This is a genomic window from Paenibacillus sp. FSL E2-0178 (assembly GCF_038593005.1).
GTDB classification, from domain to species: Bacteria; Bacillota; Bacilli; order Paenibacillales; family Paenibacillaceae; genus Paenibacillus_AQ; species Paenibacillus_AQ phytohabitans.
Genome location: NZ_CP151953.1, coordinates 41604 through 59612 on the forward strand (window position 1 = coordinate 41604; position 18009 = coordinate 59612).

Genomic DNA, 18009 nt, shown 5'->3' on the forward strand with positions numbered 1-18009 from the left:
GTGAACTAGTCCTCCAGCTTGAAGCGTTCGATCTTAAGCTGCAGGGCTGCGGCCATCTTGGACAGCTCGGTGGAGGAGGAGGAGATTTCCTCCATGGAGGCAAGCTGCTGCTCGGTAGCCGCTGTTACGCTCTGGAATGCATCTGAAGTCGAACGCGAGATGCCGGAAATTTCATGAACAGAAGCAGCAACCTCCTGCGCACCGGCAGACATTTGCTCGGTAATGGCCGAGATGTCATGCAGCTGGCTGTTGATTTTGGTCGTGGAGTGCTCAATACTGATAAATGCTTCCTTAGCTTCGGCAGTAACCTGAATGCCCAAATCTACATCTGCTGCAACCGTATGCCGGATGGCTTCATAGGTCTGATCAATCAGCCGGGTCATCTGCAGCAGGGTATCCTGGATATCTCCGGCGGTATTCTTCGATTGATCCGCCAGCTTCCGTACCTCAGTGGCAACTACAGCGAATCCTCTGCCATGTTCTCCGGCCCGTGCGGCTTCGATTCCGGCGTTCAGCGACAACAGGTTTGTCTGTACGGCAATGGCCGTAATCGCGCTGCTCATAGCCGAGACTTCGGTGTTCAGGCCGTTTAATTGGCCGATCAGCTCCGAAGAGTGGTGGGTGGAGGTACGGATGGCATCCATCTGCCGGCTGACCTGTTCGATCTTGAGGCTGCCGCTAAGCACGTCAGCTTCTGTATTGGCTGAAGAATCTACAATGGTGGCTGCAGCTTCAGCGATTTTTTGGATACCTGAAGACATTTCCTCCATCGCACGCGAGGTCTCGGCCATCGCTGAAGTCTGCGTTTCAGCACCTTCTGAAGATTCCTGCACGAGTCCGGTCACATAAGCAGTAGCTTTGGAGTTCTCCTCAGTCGTGGCTGTAAGCTGCTGGCTTGAAGAGGCAAGCTGTGCCGAAGTGTCTGAAATATCAGAAACGATACCGCGCAGAGAACCTACCATCAGATTATAATTCTCCGCCAGCTGGCCGATTTCGTCCGACCGGTTAATGTGAATCTGTTCGTTCAGATACCCTTCGCTCACCCGCTGCGCGGAACGGTTCAGACTGCGGATCGGATTCGTGATGGAGCGGATAATCAGGAACAATAAGGTCATGCTGACGATCAGAGACAAGGCCAGTACAATTGCTCCTGTATTAATAATTGGCTGCGTCGAATCAGAGAATTCCTGGGTCGGAAGAATGCCGACAATCTTGAATCCGGTATTGGCATCGGTTGTATAGTAACCCCGCATATCCATGCCTGAATCCGGATTTGTATAGTCGAGATCTCCGCTTTCATTAACCAGCATCTCCACGACATAGTCTGCTACATCATCACCTGCAGCTTTTACGGGATGAGAGACGAACTTATGATTCCGGTCAACAATATAAAAATAGCCTGTTTCCCCTGGCGTGGTCTTGTTGATTTTCTCACTTAAGGCTTTCAGGTTGAGGCTGGTTGTAATCGCACCCTGGCCATCCTTCAGCGTTTCCGAGATAAAGAGCGTATAGTTGCCGGTTGTTGCTGAGACAAAAGGATCGATGATTGTGATTTTACCGGGATTCAGCAGGGTTGCTTTATACCAGTCTCTGGTGCGCGGATCATATTCCTGCTTCCCGGGATCGGGGGCTTTCATCCAGGCACCCTGATTATTGCCCACCGTTAGGATCTCCAGCTCGGGATGCGCCTTCATGAACAATTCAATCAGCGTACGCGTTTCCGGTGAATTTGCATCAATATCGGAAGAATTAATCTGCTGGCTTAGCAAATCTACATTTCGCATTGCGGCTGAAACATATTCGTTGATTGTACTTGCGACCAGATCCACACTGGAATGTGTGGCATCCTGCATTTTGATCTTCAATTGCTTGTTTGCACTGAAATAGGAGAAAGTACTTACGAGCAGGATGGGGATCACCAGCATAATACTGAATAGGATCATCATTTTTCTTTGCAGCGACCCTGACTTGGATTTTCGTTTAGAACGGTTGACGGATTTGGACATTGGAATGGTTCCCCCTCGGATACATGGAAATCGGCTTTTATATGTGAATGTAGCCGTTTCTTTGAATAACTCTACTCATATATTCGGTTTATCGACACAGTTTTTTCATATCTGAAGACGTCTGGAAAAAATATTTAATTGCACTTCGCTTCAATCTATATGAAAGGGGATACATTTAACAAAAAGTGGTGGTTTATCCATTAGATGTTTATCAGTCAGGACTTGACGGTTGCCGAAATATCGTATAGATTAAGTACAATATTTATAGTGTACAAAGCGTTGACCAAGGATCTATGTTTCCGTACCCGCCAGAACAGAGAGGGGATTCACCGGCTGAAAGGTCCCTCAAGTGCGCGTGAAGCATACCCTGCCTTGGAAGCTGCAGCTTATGGCGATATGCATAATGCTGCCGGCCCCGGCCGTTATCCGGATTTGAGGATCGCCAGGCTCTGTATGGCGGTTGAACCAGGGTGGTAACACGACGCATTCGTCCCTGACGGATGCGTCTTTTTTGCGTCCTTTTGGAGTTATTAAGCTGGGCACTAAAAATATTTATCGAAAGAAAGAGGCTGATCACTATGCGCCAAACCAATCTATTTGTCACAACTCTCCGCGAAGCCCCTGCTGAAGCAGAAACGATGAGCCACCAGCTGCTGCTGCGCGCCGGATATATCCGCCAGCTGGCGGCAGGAGTGTATACATATATGCCGCTGGGGCGGAGGGTACTCCGCAAGATTGAGAATATTGTCAGGGAAGAGATGGATGCCTCCGGAGCGCAAGAGCTGCTTATGCCTTCTCTGCAGCCCGCAGAGCTCTGGAAAGAATCGGACCGATATGATGTGTACGGTAAGGAGCTTATGAAGCTGCAGGACCGTCATGAACGGGAATTTGTGCTGGGACCTACCCATGAAGAGGTAGTGACGACTCTTGTAAGGGATGAGATTAGCTCATACAGGAGGCTTCCGCTTACCGTGTATCAGATTCAGACGAAGTTCCGTGATGAACGCCGTCCGCGTTCAGGGCTGCTGCGGGGCAGGGAGTTCCTTATGAAGGATGCCTACTCTTTTGACACAGGCTGGGAAGGTCTCGATATGAACTATGAGCAGATGTACAATGCCTACGGGCGGATATTTAACCGCTGCGGTCTGACCTACCGGGCAGTGCAGGCCAATGCCGGAGCGATCGGCGGAAAAGGCCAGAATCACGAATTTATGGCTTTGTCAGAGATTGGGGAGGATACGGTTGCGGTCTGCTCCATTTGCGATTATGCCGCAAATCTGGAGCAGGCTGAAGTACGCGGCGGAGCAGCATTCGAGGAGCGGGATTACAGCGGCATCCCTGTACCTGTAAAGTTCCACACGCCTAATCAGAAGACGATCCAGCAGCTGGAGCAGGAGAGCCGGATCAAACCGCAGGATATTATCAAGACGCTGATCTACACCGGCGGCGGCCGGTCCTTTGCCGTGCTGGTGCGGGGAGATCATGAGGTCAATGAACTGAAGGTAAAGAAGTATCTGGGCTGCGGTGAAATCGCATTGGCTGAGTATGATAGTGTGCAGGCGGCGGCCGGAGTTGAGAGCGGCTTTGTCGGTCCGGCAGGATTGTCTTTGACCATCCTGGTTGACGCAGCCGTTGCCGTCATGACAGAGGCGGTCACGGGTGCCGGGGAAAAAGATTACCATCTGCGTGGCGTAGTACCTGGCCGCGATTTCACGCTTGCGCATGTTGGGGATTTCCGCAACGCTGCTGCAGGTGATATCTGTCCGGAGTGTGGCGAAGGGAAGCTGGTGTTTCATCAGGGGATTGAGGTAGGGCATGTCTTCAAGCTCGGCACAGTCTATAGTGAGAAGCTTGGTGCGACCTTCTTAGATACGGCCGGGCGGAGCCAGCCTATGGTGATGGGCTGCTATGGTATCGGAATTTCGCGGCTCCTGTCATCAGTCGCAGAGCAGAATCATGATGACCAGGGGCTGATCTGGCCGGCGGCCATAGCTCCTTATACGGTTCACATTCTGCTGATGTCCGTGAAGGATGAGGGCCAGCGTGAGGTTGCTGAAGCCTTGTACGCACAGCTCACCGCCATCGGCATTGAGACGCTGCTGGATGACCGGGATGAGCGGGCCGGGGTCAAGTTCAAGGATTCCGGGCTGATCGGTATTCCGGTTGCTCTGGTCGTGGGCAAGGGGGCAGCAGAGCAGAAGGTCGAATATATGGACCGCCGAGCCGGGACCAAAGAAGTGATTGATATCAGTGAGGCTGTGGCGCGGGTGAGCGGGATCTAAGGTTACTTGAGCGGGACATGGTACAAAGGCCGATTAAGGTTTCAATGGAACCTAATCGGCCTGCTGTATCTATCCAATATAAACATCTACCTCTGTACTCCGAAACGCAGCAGGCAGTTCTTCCATAAGCGGATGGGCATTTTCAAAGTAATATTCTTTATCGGTATCCTTTGATATAAAATCCTGCACGAAATACAACATTTCCCTCATAAAATCGGCCACAATGTAAAAATGTTGTATGGAATGCAGCAATTCTCAGGCATTATGTGTCTAATCGGAACAATTCTTGTATTTTGTACAACAATCCGCCTGCACGTCTGGGTATTTACGAATCAGAGCTGCACAACGTACAACATTATAAATAACTCCGTTTGATTACCCGTAACAAAAACTGCGTCTTTTACGCAAATGTGTTTTTCACTCTTTTAGATATGAGTAAGTAAGGCAACCAGATCAGCATATAAGCCAATGAAGATATAACACCCTGATATATATTTATTTCTTCATAGAATTCCTCCGGCAAAAAATGAATACCCAGCAGCCGCGAATAAATAGTGCGAAATGACATATTTAGATGTATCTATTGGAATGAGAAAATATTTATTGAACTGGGACTCAACCTGTGAGCTATAACCGCTAATTCCGCGAGTCTGAACTCAGTCTTCAAGTCAATACGTTAAAAAGTGGTGAAGTAATGCTATAATAGACTACTGGACGTATTTTGGAAGAACCATGGGTAAGGAGCGATTATTTTTGAAGACACTCATTATTGCGGAAAAACCGGACATGGGGCGGAATATCGCCGCCGCAATAGAACCGAAGGCCAAAAATTACCGTTCCTATCTGGAAGGGGAGCAGTACATTATCACCTGGGCGATCGGGCATCTGATTGGCCTGGCGGAGCCGGAAGCTTACGACAACAAATATAAAAAGTGGAACATTAATGATCTGCCGATCATTCCGGAGCAGTTCAAGCTGGTGCCGAATGCGCGCACACTGGATCAGCTGAAGGTGATCGGAGAGCTGGCGAAGCGCAGCGACCTGCTGGTCAATTCCTGTGATGCCGGGCGCGAAGGGCAGCATATTTTCTCGCTAATCCAGCGCCATCTGGAGCTCAGCCAGCCGGTCAAGCGGCTGTGGATATCTGACCTGACACCGGAAACGATCCGCAAAGGGTTCCAGGAGCTGAAGGACGGATCGGAATACGAGAATCTGACCAAGGCGGCAAGGGCACGCAGTGAAGCGGATTGGCTGATCGGGATGAACGGTTCGCGGGCGTTTACGACCAAGCACAATGTGCTGCTGTCTGTAGGTCGGGTGCAGACCCCCGTGCTTGCGCTGATTTATGACCGCCAGAAGACAATTGAGGCGTTCTCCTCGCTGAAGTTTTTTGAGGTGGAGGGGCATTTCAGCCAGAACGAACTGAACTACAAGGGAATGTGGCAGGGGGACCGGCTCACTGACGGTGCCAAGGCAGAAGCGCTTGCAGCCAAAGTGAAGGGCAAGCCTGCCAGAATTGAATCGTATGAGGTTAAGGAAACCAAGGAATATCCGAACAAGCTGTATGATTTGACGCTGCTGCAGCGTGAGGCGAACGGGAAATATGCATTTTCGGCCAAAAAAACGCTGGATATTGCCCAGGCGCTCTATGAAAAACACAAAGTGATTTCTTATCCGCGTACTAACTCCAACTATGTGACGGAGCAGAACATCCCGGAGATGCACAAGACGCTGTCGGCGCTGCAAGGTACGCAGTACGATGAATGGGTGAAGGGTGCCAACCGCAACCTGGTCCATAAAGGCAATAAGTTTATCTGTAACCCGTCCAAGGTTGAGGATCACCATGCCATTCTGCCGACGAACCGCAAGGCGAACGGACTGAGCGCGGATGAGGCCAAGCTGTACGACCTGGTCGTCCGCCGGTTCCTCTCCCAGTTCTATCCGGCTGCTGAATACAAGGTGCATACTGTAATCACCGAAGTGGAGAATGAGAAGTTCAAAACCACCGTCAAGGAGCTGCTCAGCCTGGGCTGGAAGGTGATTTACGGAGACCAGAAGAAGGACAAGTCCAAACCGGCCAAGGGCAAAGGCAAGGAGGATGAGGAGGACGAGGAGGTTGAGGTGAACGAGCCGTTCTCGATCTCAACAACGGATGAGGTTGTCTGCAGTGACGCCATCGTTAAGGAGAAGGATACCCAGCCGCCGAAGCATTACACGGAAGGGACTTTGCTCAAGGCGATGGAAAGCGCAGGCAAGCAGATTGAGGATGAGGAGCTCCGCGATGCCATGAAGGATTCGGGGCTCGGCACTCCGGCGACACGGGCAGCAACCATTGAGCGGCTGAAGAATGTCGGCTACGTGGAGATGCAGGGTAAAAAAATCGCCATCACCCAAAAGGGCCGGACGGCGATTGAGCTGATCCGCGGTGCGGGCGTCGAGCTGCTGACTTCGCCGGAAATGACCGGCCAATGGGAGCGCCGCCTGAATGAGATTGCCCGCGGCACAGCCGCGGACGGCCAATTCATGGAGAACGTCAAACGTTTCGCCTCCATGATCGTGGACAAGGTCCGGGTGCAGTCCCGTGCAGCCAAAACCTCCTTCGAAGGCGAAACCCCTTCGCTGAACGCCGGAGCCAAAGGACGCAGTGCGGGAGCTGCGCCGCGCAAAGCTGCGGACCGCAAAGCCGCCGACAAACCGGCTGTGGCAAGAAAACGCAGCGAGCCGGCTGCCGCGAAAGCAGATGATTCCGGGCCGAAGATAATCGGCAGCTGCCCGCGTCCCGGCTGCGGCGGGATGATCTTCATGGGCCGCAAGGGCTACGGCTGCTCCCATTACAAGGAAGGCTGCAAATTCGTGATCTGGAAAGAAAATCACGGCCGCACGCTCACCGACGCCCAGGTGAAAGCATTGATCGAGAAGGGCAAGACCGGCAAGCTGAAGCTGGCTGCCGAAGACGGCTCTCCGCTGGAAGGCAAGCTGGTGCTGACCAACATGGATACAGGACAGCTGGCTGTGGAATAATTCATTAATGAAAAAAGCGCCCCGGCCAGTTTTTCCCGGCCGGGGCGCTTTTCTATATGCTTTTATAGGCTGTGAAGTTACTTAGCTCCTTGCAGCGCGCTGTCAATTGCAGCGCTTAAGCCTTCATAAGAGGAGTCCGGCAGCAGAACGCCGTTCACCATGAACTTGGGCGTGCCGTTTACACCGTAAGCGCCGGCGATCTTGAAGTCTTCTTTTACATCGAACATATAAGTATGGTTCTTGACGTCCTGCTCGAACTGTCCGTAATCGATGCCTTCGATGTTATCCTTAACGAATTTCAGGATGAACTTCTGCGTAGCCCAGATCTTGCTCTCATCCCCCTGATTGGCATAGAGCTTGTGGACATATTCCCAGAACTTCTCATTGCTCTGCTTGTATATGGCTTCACCTGCACTGGCGGCAAGATAGGAGTCCCGGTCAATGAAGGCAAAGTTCATGAAGTAGAACTGTGCTTTTCCGGTATCCACGTAATCATTGATGAACGTATCCAGATAGGTTGCGGTCCATTTTTTGCAGGCTGGACATTTGAAATCGGCAAACTCAATGACCTTCACCTTAGCATCTTCCTTGCCCAGATGAGGCTGTTTCTCATATTTCAGCCCGTCAACAACGATTGTTCCCTTCACATCTGTGTAATTGGGCAGGCCCTCTAGTTCGGCTGAACCGGATGATTTGCTGCCTGTAGTGATGAAGAACAGTAAAACCACCAAAAGAACCACAATGACTGCAAGCAACATGGGGAGCAGACGTTTGTTACCCGTGGAATTCTTGGAATTCTTAGATTTCATAGGTTTGTTCATTGCCTACCTCCTGCGCGGGATGAAAATCTACTCAAATAGTATAATAATACCCGCAGCAGGCTGCATATGTCATTTGTAACACCAGTTACCCGTGATGCTTGCGCAGGGCAGCCGAACGGATCACCGGCGGTACCTCATGAATTGCTGAAATGGTCATGACCGACTGCTGCATTTCACGCTGAAGCTCAATCAGGTTGTAGAGCCACTCATTCTGCTGCTTCAGATAGATGCTGTTAATGCCGGCAGTCAGCGCGGGAAGCACGTCCGTCCGCAGGGAGTTGCCGATCATCCAGGTTATTTTGCGGTCGAAATTGTAAGTGGTCAGGATATTCTCAAGCGCCTCCACATTCTTATGCTGGCGGATGTAGATCCGGTCATCGAAGTAGGCGTCCAGCTTCATTTGGGCGATTTTGCGCTGCTGGATGGAATCATCTCCGCCGGTGTATAGGTACAGGGAATGACCATCCTGCTTCAAGGTATCAAGGGTTTCCACCATACCCGGGTAGGCTTCAACCTCCTGATCATATACGCTCAGGCCGAGCTTCATCAGCTGCTGCTCCTCAAACGGATCGGTCTTGCGGTTAAATTTGGCGGCGAAATATCGGTATGTGGCAATCAGGGATTTCGGGAAATTATCGCTGGCCAGTCCGCTGGTGCTGACTGTTTCTACATCGATTTCTACCTGCTTGGTGCGGAACTCGCTCATGGTTGGTCCGTAATCACTGAACCAGTCCGACATAAGCTCGAAATACCGGCCTAGAATGAGGTCAAAATATTTGTTGCAGTGCACCAGGGTGTCGTCCAGATCGAAGATTACTTGTTGTGTCAAATATTTCATACTGCTCACTCCTAAATGTTTTGTGAGGAATCCTTCTATGATGTGCGCTTCGAACAAAACCTGCTCCTGAAGCATCCGCCTGGTTGTGTAAGTAAATACGCCTCTGCTGTAAATGTACAATTATTATATACGAATATAGGACTCCAGAAACATCTGAAGTTCAGCTGCGCCATCCGGCCGTATGCTGTAGCGTTCAGTGCCTTCACCGCGCAGATGTACGCGCAGCAGTCCGGCGACCCGCAGACTGAGCAGATGATGCATCAGCATCTCCCGCGACTGGTTCAGCTCGGATTGCATTTCCCACAGGGTCTTGGGCTCACCCGCCACAAAGCGGAGCAGTCTCAGCCGGGTCGGGTCGGAGAGGGCCTGGGTTAACCGGAGCAGCACGGTAGGCGGCTCCTCTTCATTCTCGGAGGGTACATCGACCGGATATTGTACAAGCATCAGATTCTTATAGAAGCAATAAGTATTGATCGGCCGGTTATGTACCGTAGGAAGCAGCACAATGGTCTTCAGCTCAGGAATATCTTCAATAACAACACCGCCCGAGGCATATTCGATCAGCGGCACCATGTCCATTTTGCTCTCAAGCATTTTTTTCTCGGATGCGTCTTCAATCAGGAGCGGCAGGATTGTGTGTTCCACATGACGGAAATAATGCTCATACCACATCCGCAGCAGCGGGGTATAACCGTTCTTGATCCGGGCACATTCTTCAAGTGTGAAGTTGTGGAAGAAGGGGGCGGTCCGCACCAGGCAATCCTCAACGGTAGAGGCTTCAAGCTCATTCAGGAACTGCAGTACTTTGGAAGCTTCCCCCCGGCTGTAAGCCCAGGCATAGAGCACATCATAGTCGTCAAAAGGCCACTCGGCAGCCTGCTTCAGCGCGGCCAGCTGCATCGGCGGGAACCGGCCGTCTACATCCCGAACCCAATCGGTGCCGATCTCCAGATTGGAAATCCATTTCTTCGTCACATATAGCATAAAACTGTCCAGCAGTTCATATACGGGTGATACATCAATTTCGAGTTCATACTTCATCAAGCCGGGTCACCTCCAGAAAATCCGTCACTTCTATATATTATCTCTTGTTTTGAAGAGGGTTGTCCACTATAATGTTCGGTGTTTGCCGCTCTGACGGCAGTTTTGATCACCGCTGAATTACATAGGAGGATTTATTCGTGTCCGATTCCAAATCTATACCGCTTGAGCACAGCAGCAAAATGAATTATATGATTTTGATTACCGTAATTATATTGGCAGGACTTAGCCAGGGGATGCTGCTGCCGGTATTATCCATTCTGCTCGAGCAAAAGGGTGTATCCTCCTCACTGAACGGATTAAATGCCGCAGCGCTATACGTAGGATCCTTCGCAATGACCCTGATTGCAGAGCGGGTACTTGGCGCCATCGGCTTCAAGAAGCTCATTGCCGCAGGCCTCAGTCTGGTGCTGGTGACACTGCTCCTGTTCCCGCTGCTTCCCGGGGTCAAGGTCTGGTTCGTGCTCCGGCTGCTGGTAGGCATAGGTGATTCAGCCATTAACTACGCCGCTCAGCTATGGGTACTGCTGATGTCACCCGCCGAGCACCGCGGCCGCAATCTGTCCCTGTATGGAATGTCCTACGGACTGGGCTTCAGCCTGGGACCGCTGGGCATCATCCTGCTGCGTTTCGGCCCGTCCGCGCCGTTTCTGATTACTGCCGGACTGTTCGTGCTTGTCCTGCTGCTCGTTGCGGTCAAACTGCCGGATTCCCGTCAGGACCCGATAGACCATAGTGAAGGTCAGGCCAAACGGTTCGGACGAAGCTACAGGCTGGCCTGGTACGCACTGATCCCGGCACTGCTATACGGATATATGGAAGCGAGCCTGAACAGTAACTTCCCTGTCTACGGACTGCGGATCGGCTTCAGTACGGATCAGATCGCTACGCTACTGCCGTTTGCCGGCATTGGCGGCCTGCTGCTGCAGCTGCCGCTTGGCATATGGAGCGACCGCTATGGCCGCAGAGCCATCCTGATTGCTTCGGGAGTAGGCGGAGGCCTTGCCTTCACACTGCTTCCGCTGGCCGGAGAGCATTTTCTGCTGAATCTGCTGCTCCTGATGATTGCCGGAGGCCTGGTAGGCTCCTTCTTCTCCCTTGGCCTAAGCTATGCCGCAGATATCCTGCCGCGCCATCTGCTTCCGGCGGCGAATGTTGTGTCTTCCTTCCATTATAGCCTCGGAAGTATCGCCGGACCCGGTGTCGGCGGGCTGCTGCTGCAATTCGGATGGGGTGGCAGTGTATTTGCAGTAATGGGTGGTTTATATATTCTCTTCGGACTGACAGGCTTATTATTCTCGCCACGGAAGATAATTTGAGGTAAGATAAGAACGAATGCTCGCATGGAATTTGATCCCGCTTTCAGAGTACACTATAGAGTAGAGTTGAAGACAGGAGAGGCTGAACTATGATTACAGTTGAACATTTGGCCAAAGCGGTCGGGGAAGATAAAGCACCAGTTCTGCAGGATATCGGATTTCAATTAGAACCGGGTGAATTTGTGGTTATTCTGGGAGCCAGCGGAAGCGGGAAATCGACACTTCTGAAATGCCTGGCGCTGCGCGAGAAATGGGATAGAGGGAATTTCCGGGTGGACGGCAGGGACATCATGAAGAGCCCTTTTGCCGGCAAACGCAAAATCCGCCGCGAATGGGCCTATCTGGAGCAGAATGCGGAGCTGAATCCGAACCGTACGGCACTGAAGAACGTGCTGATCGGACAAGCCTCACAGACACCTCTGTGGCGGATGGCTACAGGAATGGTCCGCTCTGATGATTATATGGGAGCGATGGACCAGCTTGATCTGCTGGGTCTGCTGGACAAAGCAAAGATGAAGACGAGCCACCTCAGCGGCGGTGAACGTCAGCGTGTGGCCATCGCCCGCGCATTGGTTCACGGTGCTAAGGTTATACTTGCCGATGAACCTGTTACCGGTCTGGACCCCAAGACTGCGGAGAATGTGCTTGAAACGCTCCGTAAGCTGTGCAAGGAAACTGGATTAACCGTGATTACTGTACTGCCGATTGAACTGGCGGAACGTTTCGCCAGCCGGTTATGGGTACTGGAAGACGGAAGAATCAAACATGATGTGAAGGGGCGCCGGCTGACCTCACAGGAGCGGCTGCATCTGTGAAGCGGCAAGGTGTGCAATAAGGAGAGAGTGATGAAGTTGAATAAACGGTTACTCGGAAGGCTTACAGCAGCCTCTTTGTCCCTGTTTGTAATGTCCGGCTGTACCTTCATCAGCGATCCTGTTTCCCAGATGAAGGTGCCGCAGCTGTCCGCTGACAAAGCTTCGCTGATGACAGCGATTAATTCCTCACTGAAGCCGCTCGATGCAACGCTGATCCGTCCGGCCAATGATGATGACAGTTCTATTTTTACCGAGGATCTGGACAAAGACGGGATTATGGAGACGCTTGTCTTCTACCAGACGAAGAATGAAGCTGTAGTGATCCACGGGATGATTCTGGAGAAGCATGAGGACACCTGGGTCAAGAAGCTTGTTTTTGACGGTGACGGAACGATGCTGGATTCGGTTGATCTTAGGGATGTGACGGGTGACGGGAAGCTTGATATTGTTACCGGCTATTCGCGCGGGGAAGAAAAGGGCATGGTGGTCTACAGTTATTCCGGCGGAGAGCTGGAAGAAATACTGACGAAGCCTTACACCAAATATATACTGGATGATTTGAACGAGGACGGGATTGCCGACATTACAGTCGTGTATTTCAAACGCAATGAATTCGCCACAATAACTACCTACCAATACAACGACAGCTTCAAGGTGCTTGACGAATTGGATAATCTGGACCCCTATTTCGATAATTATTACAATATTGTCTCAGGAAAAGTGGCGGAGAACAAAGAAGGTATAGTTCTGGATTCTGCTGTGGATTCGCGCTCTGCCTATACAACAATTGTTGTTATGGAGAATAACAAGCTGCGCGTAGCCATTCCGGGGGATGTACGGACCTTCAAGGACCGGAAGATTGTCAGTGAGGATATTGACCTGGATGGAATTATTGAGATCGGAATGCTGGAGCCCCCCTCGGGCTGGGAGTATTTCGACCCTGAGACCATACCGTATTTCAATTCTTATTACAAATGGGACGGAAAAGACGGCTTGACCTTTAGTACTCAGTTGTATAATGATCCTTCGGACCGGTTTACCATTAATTTTTCTCCGGAATGGCATGAGAATGTCACTGTGGATACCAAGTCTGTCCAGGACAAATCGCTTAAATTCATTATGCTCGACACCGGGGAGACTGTAGCTGAGGTATCGTTCTTCTCACCGGCAGAATGGGATAGGGTAAAGAACTCCGGCTGGAAGCTTCTGGGGCGTGATCTGGACAAAATGATCGGCTACCGCGGGGAACTGGAGCAAAACACCATCGGGGGAGAGAACGGAAGAGTCAAATCTTCTATAGAGAGGAAGGGAATCGATGAGTAAAGTACTGATTCTGGAGGATGAAGAATCCATCCGCAGTTTTATTGTGATCAATCTTAAACGCAACGGGTTTGAAGTGCTCGAAGCCGCTGACGGCAATGAGGCCCTGCATAAGCTGACAACGGTTCCGGATATTGATATTGCCCTGCTGGATGTCATGGTGCCCGGCATCGACGGCTTTGAGGTCTGCAGACGCATTAGAGAAACTAACGAGCGGCTCGGCATTATTTTTCTGACAGCCAAAGTTCAGGAGCAGGATAAGGTATATGCACTGTCTGTGGGTGCGGATGATCATGTCAGCAAGCCGTTTAGTCCAACCGAGCTGATTGCCCGTATCCAGTCCCTGCTGCGCCGGGTCAATGTTCACCGTGAGCAGTCGGCCAAAGTCTCATTTCACTCGGGTCCGTTTACACTGGATCTGATCTCGAAGCAGTTCAAGAAGAGCGGTGAAGCGATTGAGCTTACGCCTACCGAATTTTCGCTGGTGCAATTCTTCCTTGAGAAGGAGAATACGCCGCTCAGCCGCGACTCCCTGCTCGATCATGTGTGGGGTAAGGAGTACATGGGTGATCCCAAAATCGTTGACGTGAATATACGCCGCCTGCGCCAGAAAATCGAAAATAATCCGTCAGAGCCAGAATTCCTGCAGACGGTGTGGGGGCACGGCTACAAATGGAAAGGTCAGGTACAATGATTAAGAAGGGGATGCGCAGACAGATCGTACTGCACTATATTCTTGTAGTCTTTGTGGCGCTTCTCCTCGTGGAGACTATTTTTCTGCTGGCGATCCGGACGTATTATTACGACAGCATCTACAGCAAAATCACCACTCATATCAGTGCGGGGGAGACTTTCGTAAAATATGAATTCTCAGCGGAACGATCACCGAATCAGCTGCTGAACCTGCTCGACTTCTTCAATCTGGAGTATACCGAACTGGAAGTTCTGACATTGAATGGAGATATCATTACCAGTTCCACCGGATTTCAGCCGGACCGGACCATCACCACCAGTGATGTTCCCGAGGCTGTGGGCGGCAGTGTCGGGCGCTGGGTGGGCCGGCAGGCCGGGACGAATGAGAGTGTAATGGCCGTCTCCAAGATGGTGCAGATCAACTCGCATGAAACTTACATCTTGCGTTACCTGACCTCCATGGAGGGGGTCAACAAGGATCTGCTGAATCTGACGCTGCTCTCCATTGGCATCGGGGCGGCGGTTATGTCGATCGTGGTCTTATTCAGCTTCGGTCTCGCGAATTCCATTGTGCGGCCGCTCAACAATATCACGGCTGTGTCGGCGCAGATGGCCAAGGGGAAGTTCACCACCCGCATCAAGGGGGATTACCGGTACGAAATCGCCGAACTGGCTTCAACGCTCAATTATATGGCAGAGGAGATTGTCCGCAGTAATCAGATTAAGGATGATTTCATTTCTTCGATCTCCCATGAGCTGCGGACACCGCTGACCAGCATCAAGGGCTGGAGTGAGACACTCATCTCAGGCGGCTACGATCCCGAGGAAACCAAGCTGGGCATGGGCATCATCTCCAAGGAGAGCGACCGGCTGATCGGGCTGGTGGAAGAGATTCTGGACTTCTCCAAGCTGCAGCAGAACGAAATGAAGCTGTCGATTGCCCAGGTGGATATCAAGGTGCTGCTGCAGGAGACGCTGCTGAATATCTGGGCTAAGGCCGAGAAGAAGCGGATTCACCTGCTGCTGGAATGCGAAGAGACTATCTTCATAAGAGGCGATGCGAACCGGCTGAAGCAGGTATTCCTCAATCTGGTCGACAATGCTGTGAAGTTCTCGCCAGAGGATTCCAGTATCGTCCTGTCCGCTGAACGCCTGTCGAATACGGAGATGGCCGTAACCGTAAGGGATAGCGGGATCGGCATCAGCGAAGCGCATCTGTCCAGAGTGCGGGACCGGTTCTTCCAGGTCGATGCGCTCAACGGCGGAACCGGCCTTGGCCTTGCGATCTCCCAGCAGATTGTAGAGCTTCATAACGGCAAGCTGGAAATGGACAGCGAGCTTGGCAAGGGTACTCAGGTTACCGTTATTTTGCCGCTTGATGATGTGCAGGAGGAGAAGGCATGAATACACAGGAATCAGGGGAATCTTCTTCAGAACAAAGGCCCGAGATGATCCGCGGCGGACGTGAACATTCAGCGGATATTCTGAAGCTCCTCCGTGAAGCGGCAGGCTGGATGGAGAGCAAAGGAATCAACCAGTGGACGCCGGGGCAATTCAGCATCCGCGATGTGGAGGATTATTTGAGCAGCAGAGAGGTTTATCTGGCCATGGAGGGAGCAGCTCTTGCCGGGATGTTCACCCTGCAGTTCAGCGATATCCAGTACTGGGGAGACCGTAATGACGAATCCTACGCCTATCTGCACCGGCTCGCTGTAGCCAAATCCCACCGCGGCATGGGGCTTGGCGGCCAGATGATCCGCTTTGCGTTACGAAGAGCGGAGGAACGGGGTTGTGCGGGTCTCAGGCTGGATACAGTAGCCCATAATATTAAGCTTAACCGTTACTATCAGAGCCTGGGATTTCACTATATGGGTACCCGGGATGTCGGAGCAGGCCGGTTGGTTAATCTGTATGAGTATGAAGCGGAGACCGGCGATCCGGGCAGCGTAATTCTCCGGTATATGGGGGAAGCTGATTACGCTTTAATGAAGGAATGGAGTGTTTCCCCGGAGTATTTGAAGAAGTGGGCAGGTCCATCGTTGTCCTACCCGCTGGATGACCGGCAGCTTGAGCGTTATCTGGACGGAGCCAATCATCCGGCAGAGTCTGGTCTGCTGGTCTATTGTGCGGTGCTGAGAGCTACCGGACAAGCGGTTGGACATATTAGCTTATCCGGAATCGACCGTGAGAACGGTTCGGCCAGAATAAGCAGGGTCGTCGTCGACCCCGGGAGCCAAGGGCGGGGAATCGGACTGCAGATGGTTCGTGAAGTCCTGCGTATCGGCTTCGAGGGGTTGCGGCTCCACCGGATATCCCTTGGAGTCTTCGATTTCAACACGGCGGCACAGAAAACCTACGAGACAGCCGGATTTACACGGGAGGGGATTTCCCGTGAGGCCGCTACATTCGGCGGGCGCTATGCCGATTGCATCGAGATGGGCATATTGGACAGGGAGTGGAGGGCAAACCGCCCCTACGGCAAATGAATAGGAAAAACCTACAAAAGGGATACAGCAGAAGGTCGGATAGACCTTAGCTGTATCCCTTTTATGTAGCAGCCCTTAAGGCTGATAAAAGATTATGAAGGCATCCCTTCCGCGCGCAGACGGCCGGTCTTCTCGTAGACCTCCTGAAGCAGACGGGAAGGCTGGGTACGGATGATTGGCTTGGCTGCTACAATCTCATGCGGGCCGACAACCACGATGTTGTCCGCGCTGCCTTTAATCACAGCGCCGTCTTTGATGACTGCTCCCTCACCGATAATCGCATTCTCAATCAGAACACTGCGGCCGATGCGGACGCCAGGCATAATTACACTCTGCTTGATCTTGCTTAGCTTGCCGATCTCTACACCGCCGAAGATAACGGAACGCTGGAGACTGCCTTCCAACGTGCAGGTTTCGTGCATCAGGCAATCTGTTGGCGGTGCCTGAACCCGTGGTTTATAAGCAGCCAGCTTCGTACGGTAAGCCCGGCTGTACATCGGCCAGCGGGAGTTGTCGAGCTTGAAGCCATTCTCGGACTGCAGCAGATCCATATGTGCCTCCCAGAGGCTGTCAACCGTACCTACATCTCTCCAATACCCGTCAAAGCGGTAGGCGAACAATAGGTCGTTGGCATCCAGCATGGACGGAATGACATCCTTGCCGAAGTCATGGCCGGATTCCGAATTAGCGGCATCCCGCAGCAAATAACCTTTCAGATACTCCCATTCAAACATATAAATTCCCATGGAAGCGAGGTTGCTTTTCGGAACCTTTGGCTTTTCGGCAAATTCAGAGATCTGGAGATCATCATTAACATTCATCACACCGAACCGGCTGGCTTCATCCCAAGGCACTTCCATGACCGAAATGGTGGCTTTGGCTGCTTTGCCTACATGGTAATCCAGCATTTTACGGTAATCCATATGATAGATATGATCTGCAGACAGGATAAGCACATGCTCCGGATTCTGGCTGTCAATGTATTCTATGTTCTTATAAATGGCATCGGCTGTACCTGAATAGCTGTCTCTGCCTTCAACCCCTGAAGGAAGCAGCTTCACGCCTTTATCGCTGCGGCTGTGCAGTCCCCAAGGTTCGCCTTCCCCAATATGCTGATGCAAGGAATCGGCTTCGTATTGTGTCAGTACTCCAATAGTGTCGATCTTGGAATTTACACAATTGCTGAGTGGAAAATCAATGATTCTATACTGTCCTCCGAAAGGGACTGCAGGCTTAGCCATACTGGAGGTCAAGGGGGCTAATCTGCGGCCTTCCCCGCCAGCCAGGAGCATGGCGATACAATCTTTTTTACTCATTTGTTATCCCTCCCATTTTTTTGTCAATGCTTGTAATATAACCTGCCGGCA

General features: G+C 51.7%; 14 protein-coding genes. 9 read left to right on the forward strand and 5 right to left on the reverse strand.

What is annotated here, in order from left to right:
* Positions 1-5 precede the first annotated feature (5 nt).
* Complete coding sequence (locus MHI42_RS00230; protein ID WP_342422304.1) at positions 6-2006, reverse strand: methyl-accepting chemotaxis protein; 2001 nt, start codon at positions 2004-2006, stop codon at positions 6-8.
* Between the two features lie 204 nt (positions 2007-2210).
* Here MHI42_RS00230 and MHI42_RS00235 point away from each other — a divergent pair, with 204 nt between their 5' ends.
* The 3 genes from MHI42_RS00235 (at position 2211) to MHI42_RS00245 (ending at position 7309) form a co-directional block, all read left to right on the forward strand.
* Positions 2211-2483 carry a hypothetical protein gene (locus MHI42_RS00235; protein ID WP_342422305.1) on the forward strand — a complete coding sequence of 91 codons (273 nt, stop codon included), beginning with the start codon at positions 2211-2213 and terminating at the stop codon, positions 2481-2483.
* 101 nt (positions 2484-2584) lie between these two features.
* Positions 2585-4288 (forward strand): proline--tRNA ligase, encoded by a 1704-nt coding sequence (locus tag MHI42_RS00240; RefSeq protein WP_342422306.1) that lies wholly within the window; start codon positions 2585-2587, stop codon positions 4286-4288.
* Positions 4289-5041: 753 nt separating this feature from the next.
* Entirely contained in the window at positions 5042-7309 is a 2268-nt protein-coding gene (locus tag MHI42_RS00245) for a DNA topoisomerase 3 (protein ID WP_342422307.1), read from the forward strand.
* A 77-nt stretch (positions 7310-7386) separates the two neighbouring features.
* Here MHI42_RS00245 and MHI42_RS00250 read toward each other — a convergent pair whose 3' ends face one another.
* The 3 genes from MHI42_RS00250 to MHI42_RS00260 all read right to left on the reverse strand — a co-directional run bounded on the left by MHI42_RS00250 (position 7387) and on the right by MHI42_RS00260 (position 10009).
* On the reverse strand, positions 7387-8130 hold the full coding sequence (locus MHI42_RS00250; protein WP_171715936.1) for a DsbA family protein: 744 nt from the start codon (positions 8128-8130) through the stop codon (positions 7387-7389).
* 85 nt (positions 8131-8215) lie between these two features.
* A complete protein-coding gene (locus MHI42_RS00255; RefSeq protein ID WP_042137820.1) occupies positions 8216-8968 on the reverse strand; it encodes an HAD family hydrolase in 753 nt (250 codons plus the stop codon).
* A 123-nt stretch (positions 8969-9091) separates the two neighbouring features.
* Positions 9092-10009, reverse strand: coding sequence for a helix-turn-helix domain-containing protein (locus MHI42_RS00260; RefSeq protein ID WP_342424871.1), 918 nt, complete (start codon positions 10007-10009; stop codon positions 9092-9094).
* Positions 10010-10191: 182 nt separating this feature from the next.
* On the opposite strand from MHI42_RS00260, the gene MHI42_RS00265 reads away from it, so the two are divergent.
* The 6 genes from MHI42_RS00265 (at position 10192) to MHI42_RS00290 (ending at position 16642) form a co-directional block, all read left to right on the forward strand.
* On the forward strand, positions 10192-11328 hold the full coding sequence (locus tag MHI42_RS00265) for an MFS transporter (RefSeq protein ID WP_342424872.1): 1137 nt from the start codon (positions 10192-10194) through the stop codon (positions 11326-11328).
* An 89-nt stretch (positions 11329-11417) separates the two neighbouring features.
* Positions 11418-12143, forward strand: coding sequence for an ATP-binding cassette domain-containing protein (locus MHI42_RS00270; RefSeq protein ID WP_039299118.1), 726 nt, complete (start codon positions 11418-11420; stop codon positions 12141-12143).
* Between the two features lie 36 nt (positions 12144-12179).
* Entirely contained in the window at positions 12180-13466 is a 1287-nt protein-coding gene (locus MHI42_RS00275; protein WP_216626424.1) for a hypothetical protein, read from the forward strand.
* Positions 13459-14157, forward strand: coding sequence for a response regulator transcription factor (locus MHI42_RS00280; RefSeq protein WP_039299112.1), 699 nt, complete (start codon positions 13459-13461; stop codon positions 14155-14157). Before MHI42_RS00275 ends, MHI42_RS00280 begins: the two co-directional genes overlap by 8 nt.
* Positions 14154-15560 carry a HAMP domain-containing sensor histidine kinase gene (locus tag MHI42_RS00285; protein WP_342424873.1) on the forward strand — a complete coding sequence of 469 codons (1407 nt, stop codon included), beginning with the start codon at positions 14154-14156 and terminating at the stop codon, positions 15558-15560. The genes MHI42_RS00280 and MHI42_RS00285 overlap by 4 nt, the downstream gene beginning before the upstream one ends.
* Positions 15557-16642, forward strand: coding sequence for a GNAT family N-acetyltransferase (locus MHI42_RS00290; protein ID WP_342422308.1), 1086 nt, complete (start codon positions 15557-15559; stop codon positions 16640-16642). Before MHI42_RS00285 ends, MHI42_RS00290 begins: the two co-directional genes overlap by 4 nt.
* Before the next feature lie 92 nt (positions 16643-16734).
* On the opposite strand, the gene MHI42_RS00295 is transcribed toward MHI42_RS00290, so the two are convergent.
* Positions 16735-17958: a glucose-1-phosphate adenylyltransferase gene (locus MHI42_RS00295; protein WP_342422309.1), complete on the reverse strand. Its 1224-nt coding sequence runs from the start codon at positions 17956-17958 to the stop codon at positions 16735-16737.
* Between the last annotated feature and the right edge of the window lie 51 nt (positions 17959-18009).

Excerpts from the sequence above, each read along its gene's own strand:
- MHI42_RS00250 (WP_171715936.1), bottom strand. The coding sequence starts at position 8,130 with ATGAACAAACCTATGAAATCTAAGAATTCCAAGAATTCCACGGGTAAC.
- MHI42_RS00270 (WP_039299118.1), top strand. The coding sequence starts at position 11,418 with ATGATTACAGTTGAACATTTGGCCAAAGCGGTCGGGGAAGATAAAGCA.
- MHI42_RS00260 (WP_342424871.1), bottom strand. The coding sequence starts at position 10,009 with ATGAAGTATGAACTCGAAATTGATGTATCACCCGTATATGAACTGCTG.
- MHI42_RS00280 (WP_039299112.1), top strand. The coding sequence starts at position 13,459 with ATGAGTAAAGTACTGATTCTGGAGGATGAAGAATCCATCCGCAGTTTT.
- MHI42_RS00255 (WP_042137820.1), bottom strand. The coding sequence starts at position 8,968 with ATGAAATATTTGACACAACAAGTAATCTTCGATCTGGACGACACCCTG.
- MHI42_RS00265 (WP_342424872.1), top strand. The coding sequence starts at position 10,192 with ATGAATTATATGATTTTGATTACCGTAATTATATTGGCAGGACTTAGC.
- MHI42_RS00285 (WP_342424873.1), top strand. The coding sequence starts at position 14,154 with ATGATTAAGAAGGGGATGCGCAGACAGATCGTACTGCACTATATTCTT.
- MHI42_RS00290 (WP_342422308.1), top strand. The coding sequence starts at position 15,557 with ATGAATACACAGGAATCAGGGGAATCTTCTTCAGAACAAAGGCCCGAG.
- MHI42_RS00235 (WP_342422305.1), top strand. The coding sequence starts at position 2,211 with ATGTTTATCAGTCAGGACTTGACGGTTGCCGAAATATCGTATAGATTA.
- MHI42_RS00295 (WP_342422309.1), bottom strand. The coding sequence starts at position 17,958 with ATGAGTAAAAAAGATTGTATCGCCATGCTCCTGGCTGGCGGGGAAGGC.
- MHI42_RS00230 (WP_342422304.1), bottom strand. The coding sequence starts at position 2,006 with ATGTCCAAATCCGTCAACCGTTCTAAACGAAAATCCAAGTCAGGGTCG.
- MHI42_RS00240 (WP_342422306.1), top strand. The coding sequence starts at position 2,585 with ATGCGCCAAACCAATCTATTTGTCACAACTCTCCGCGAAGCCCCTGCT.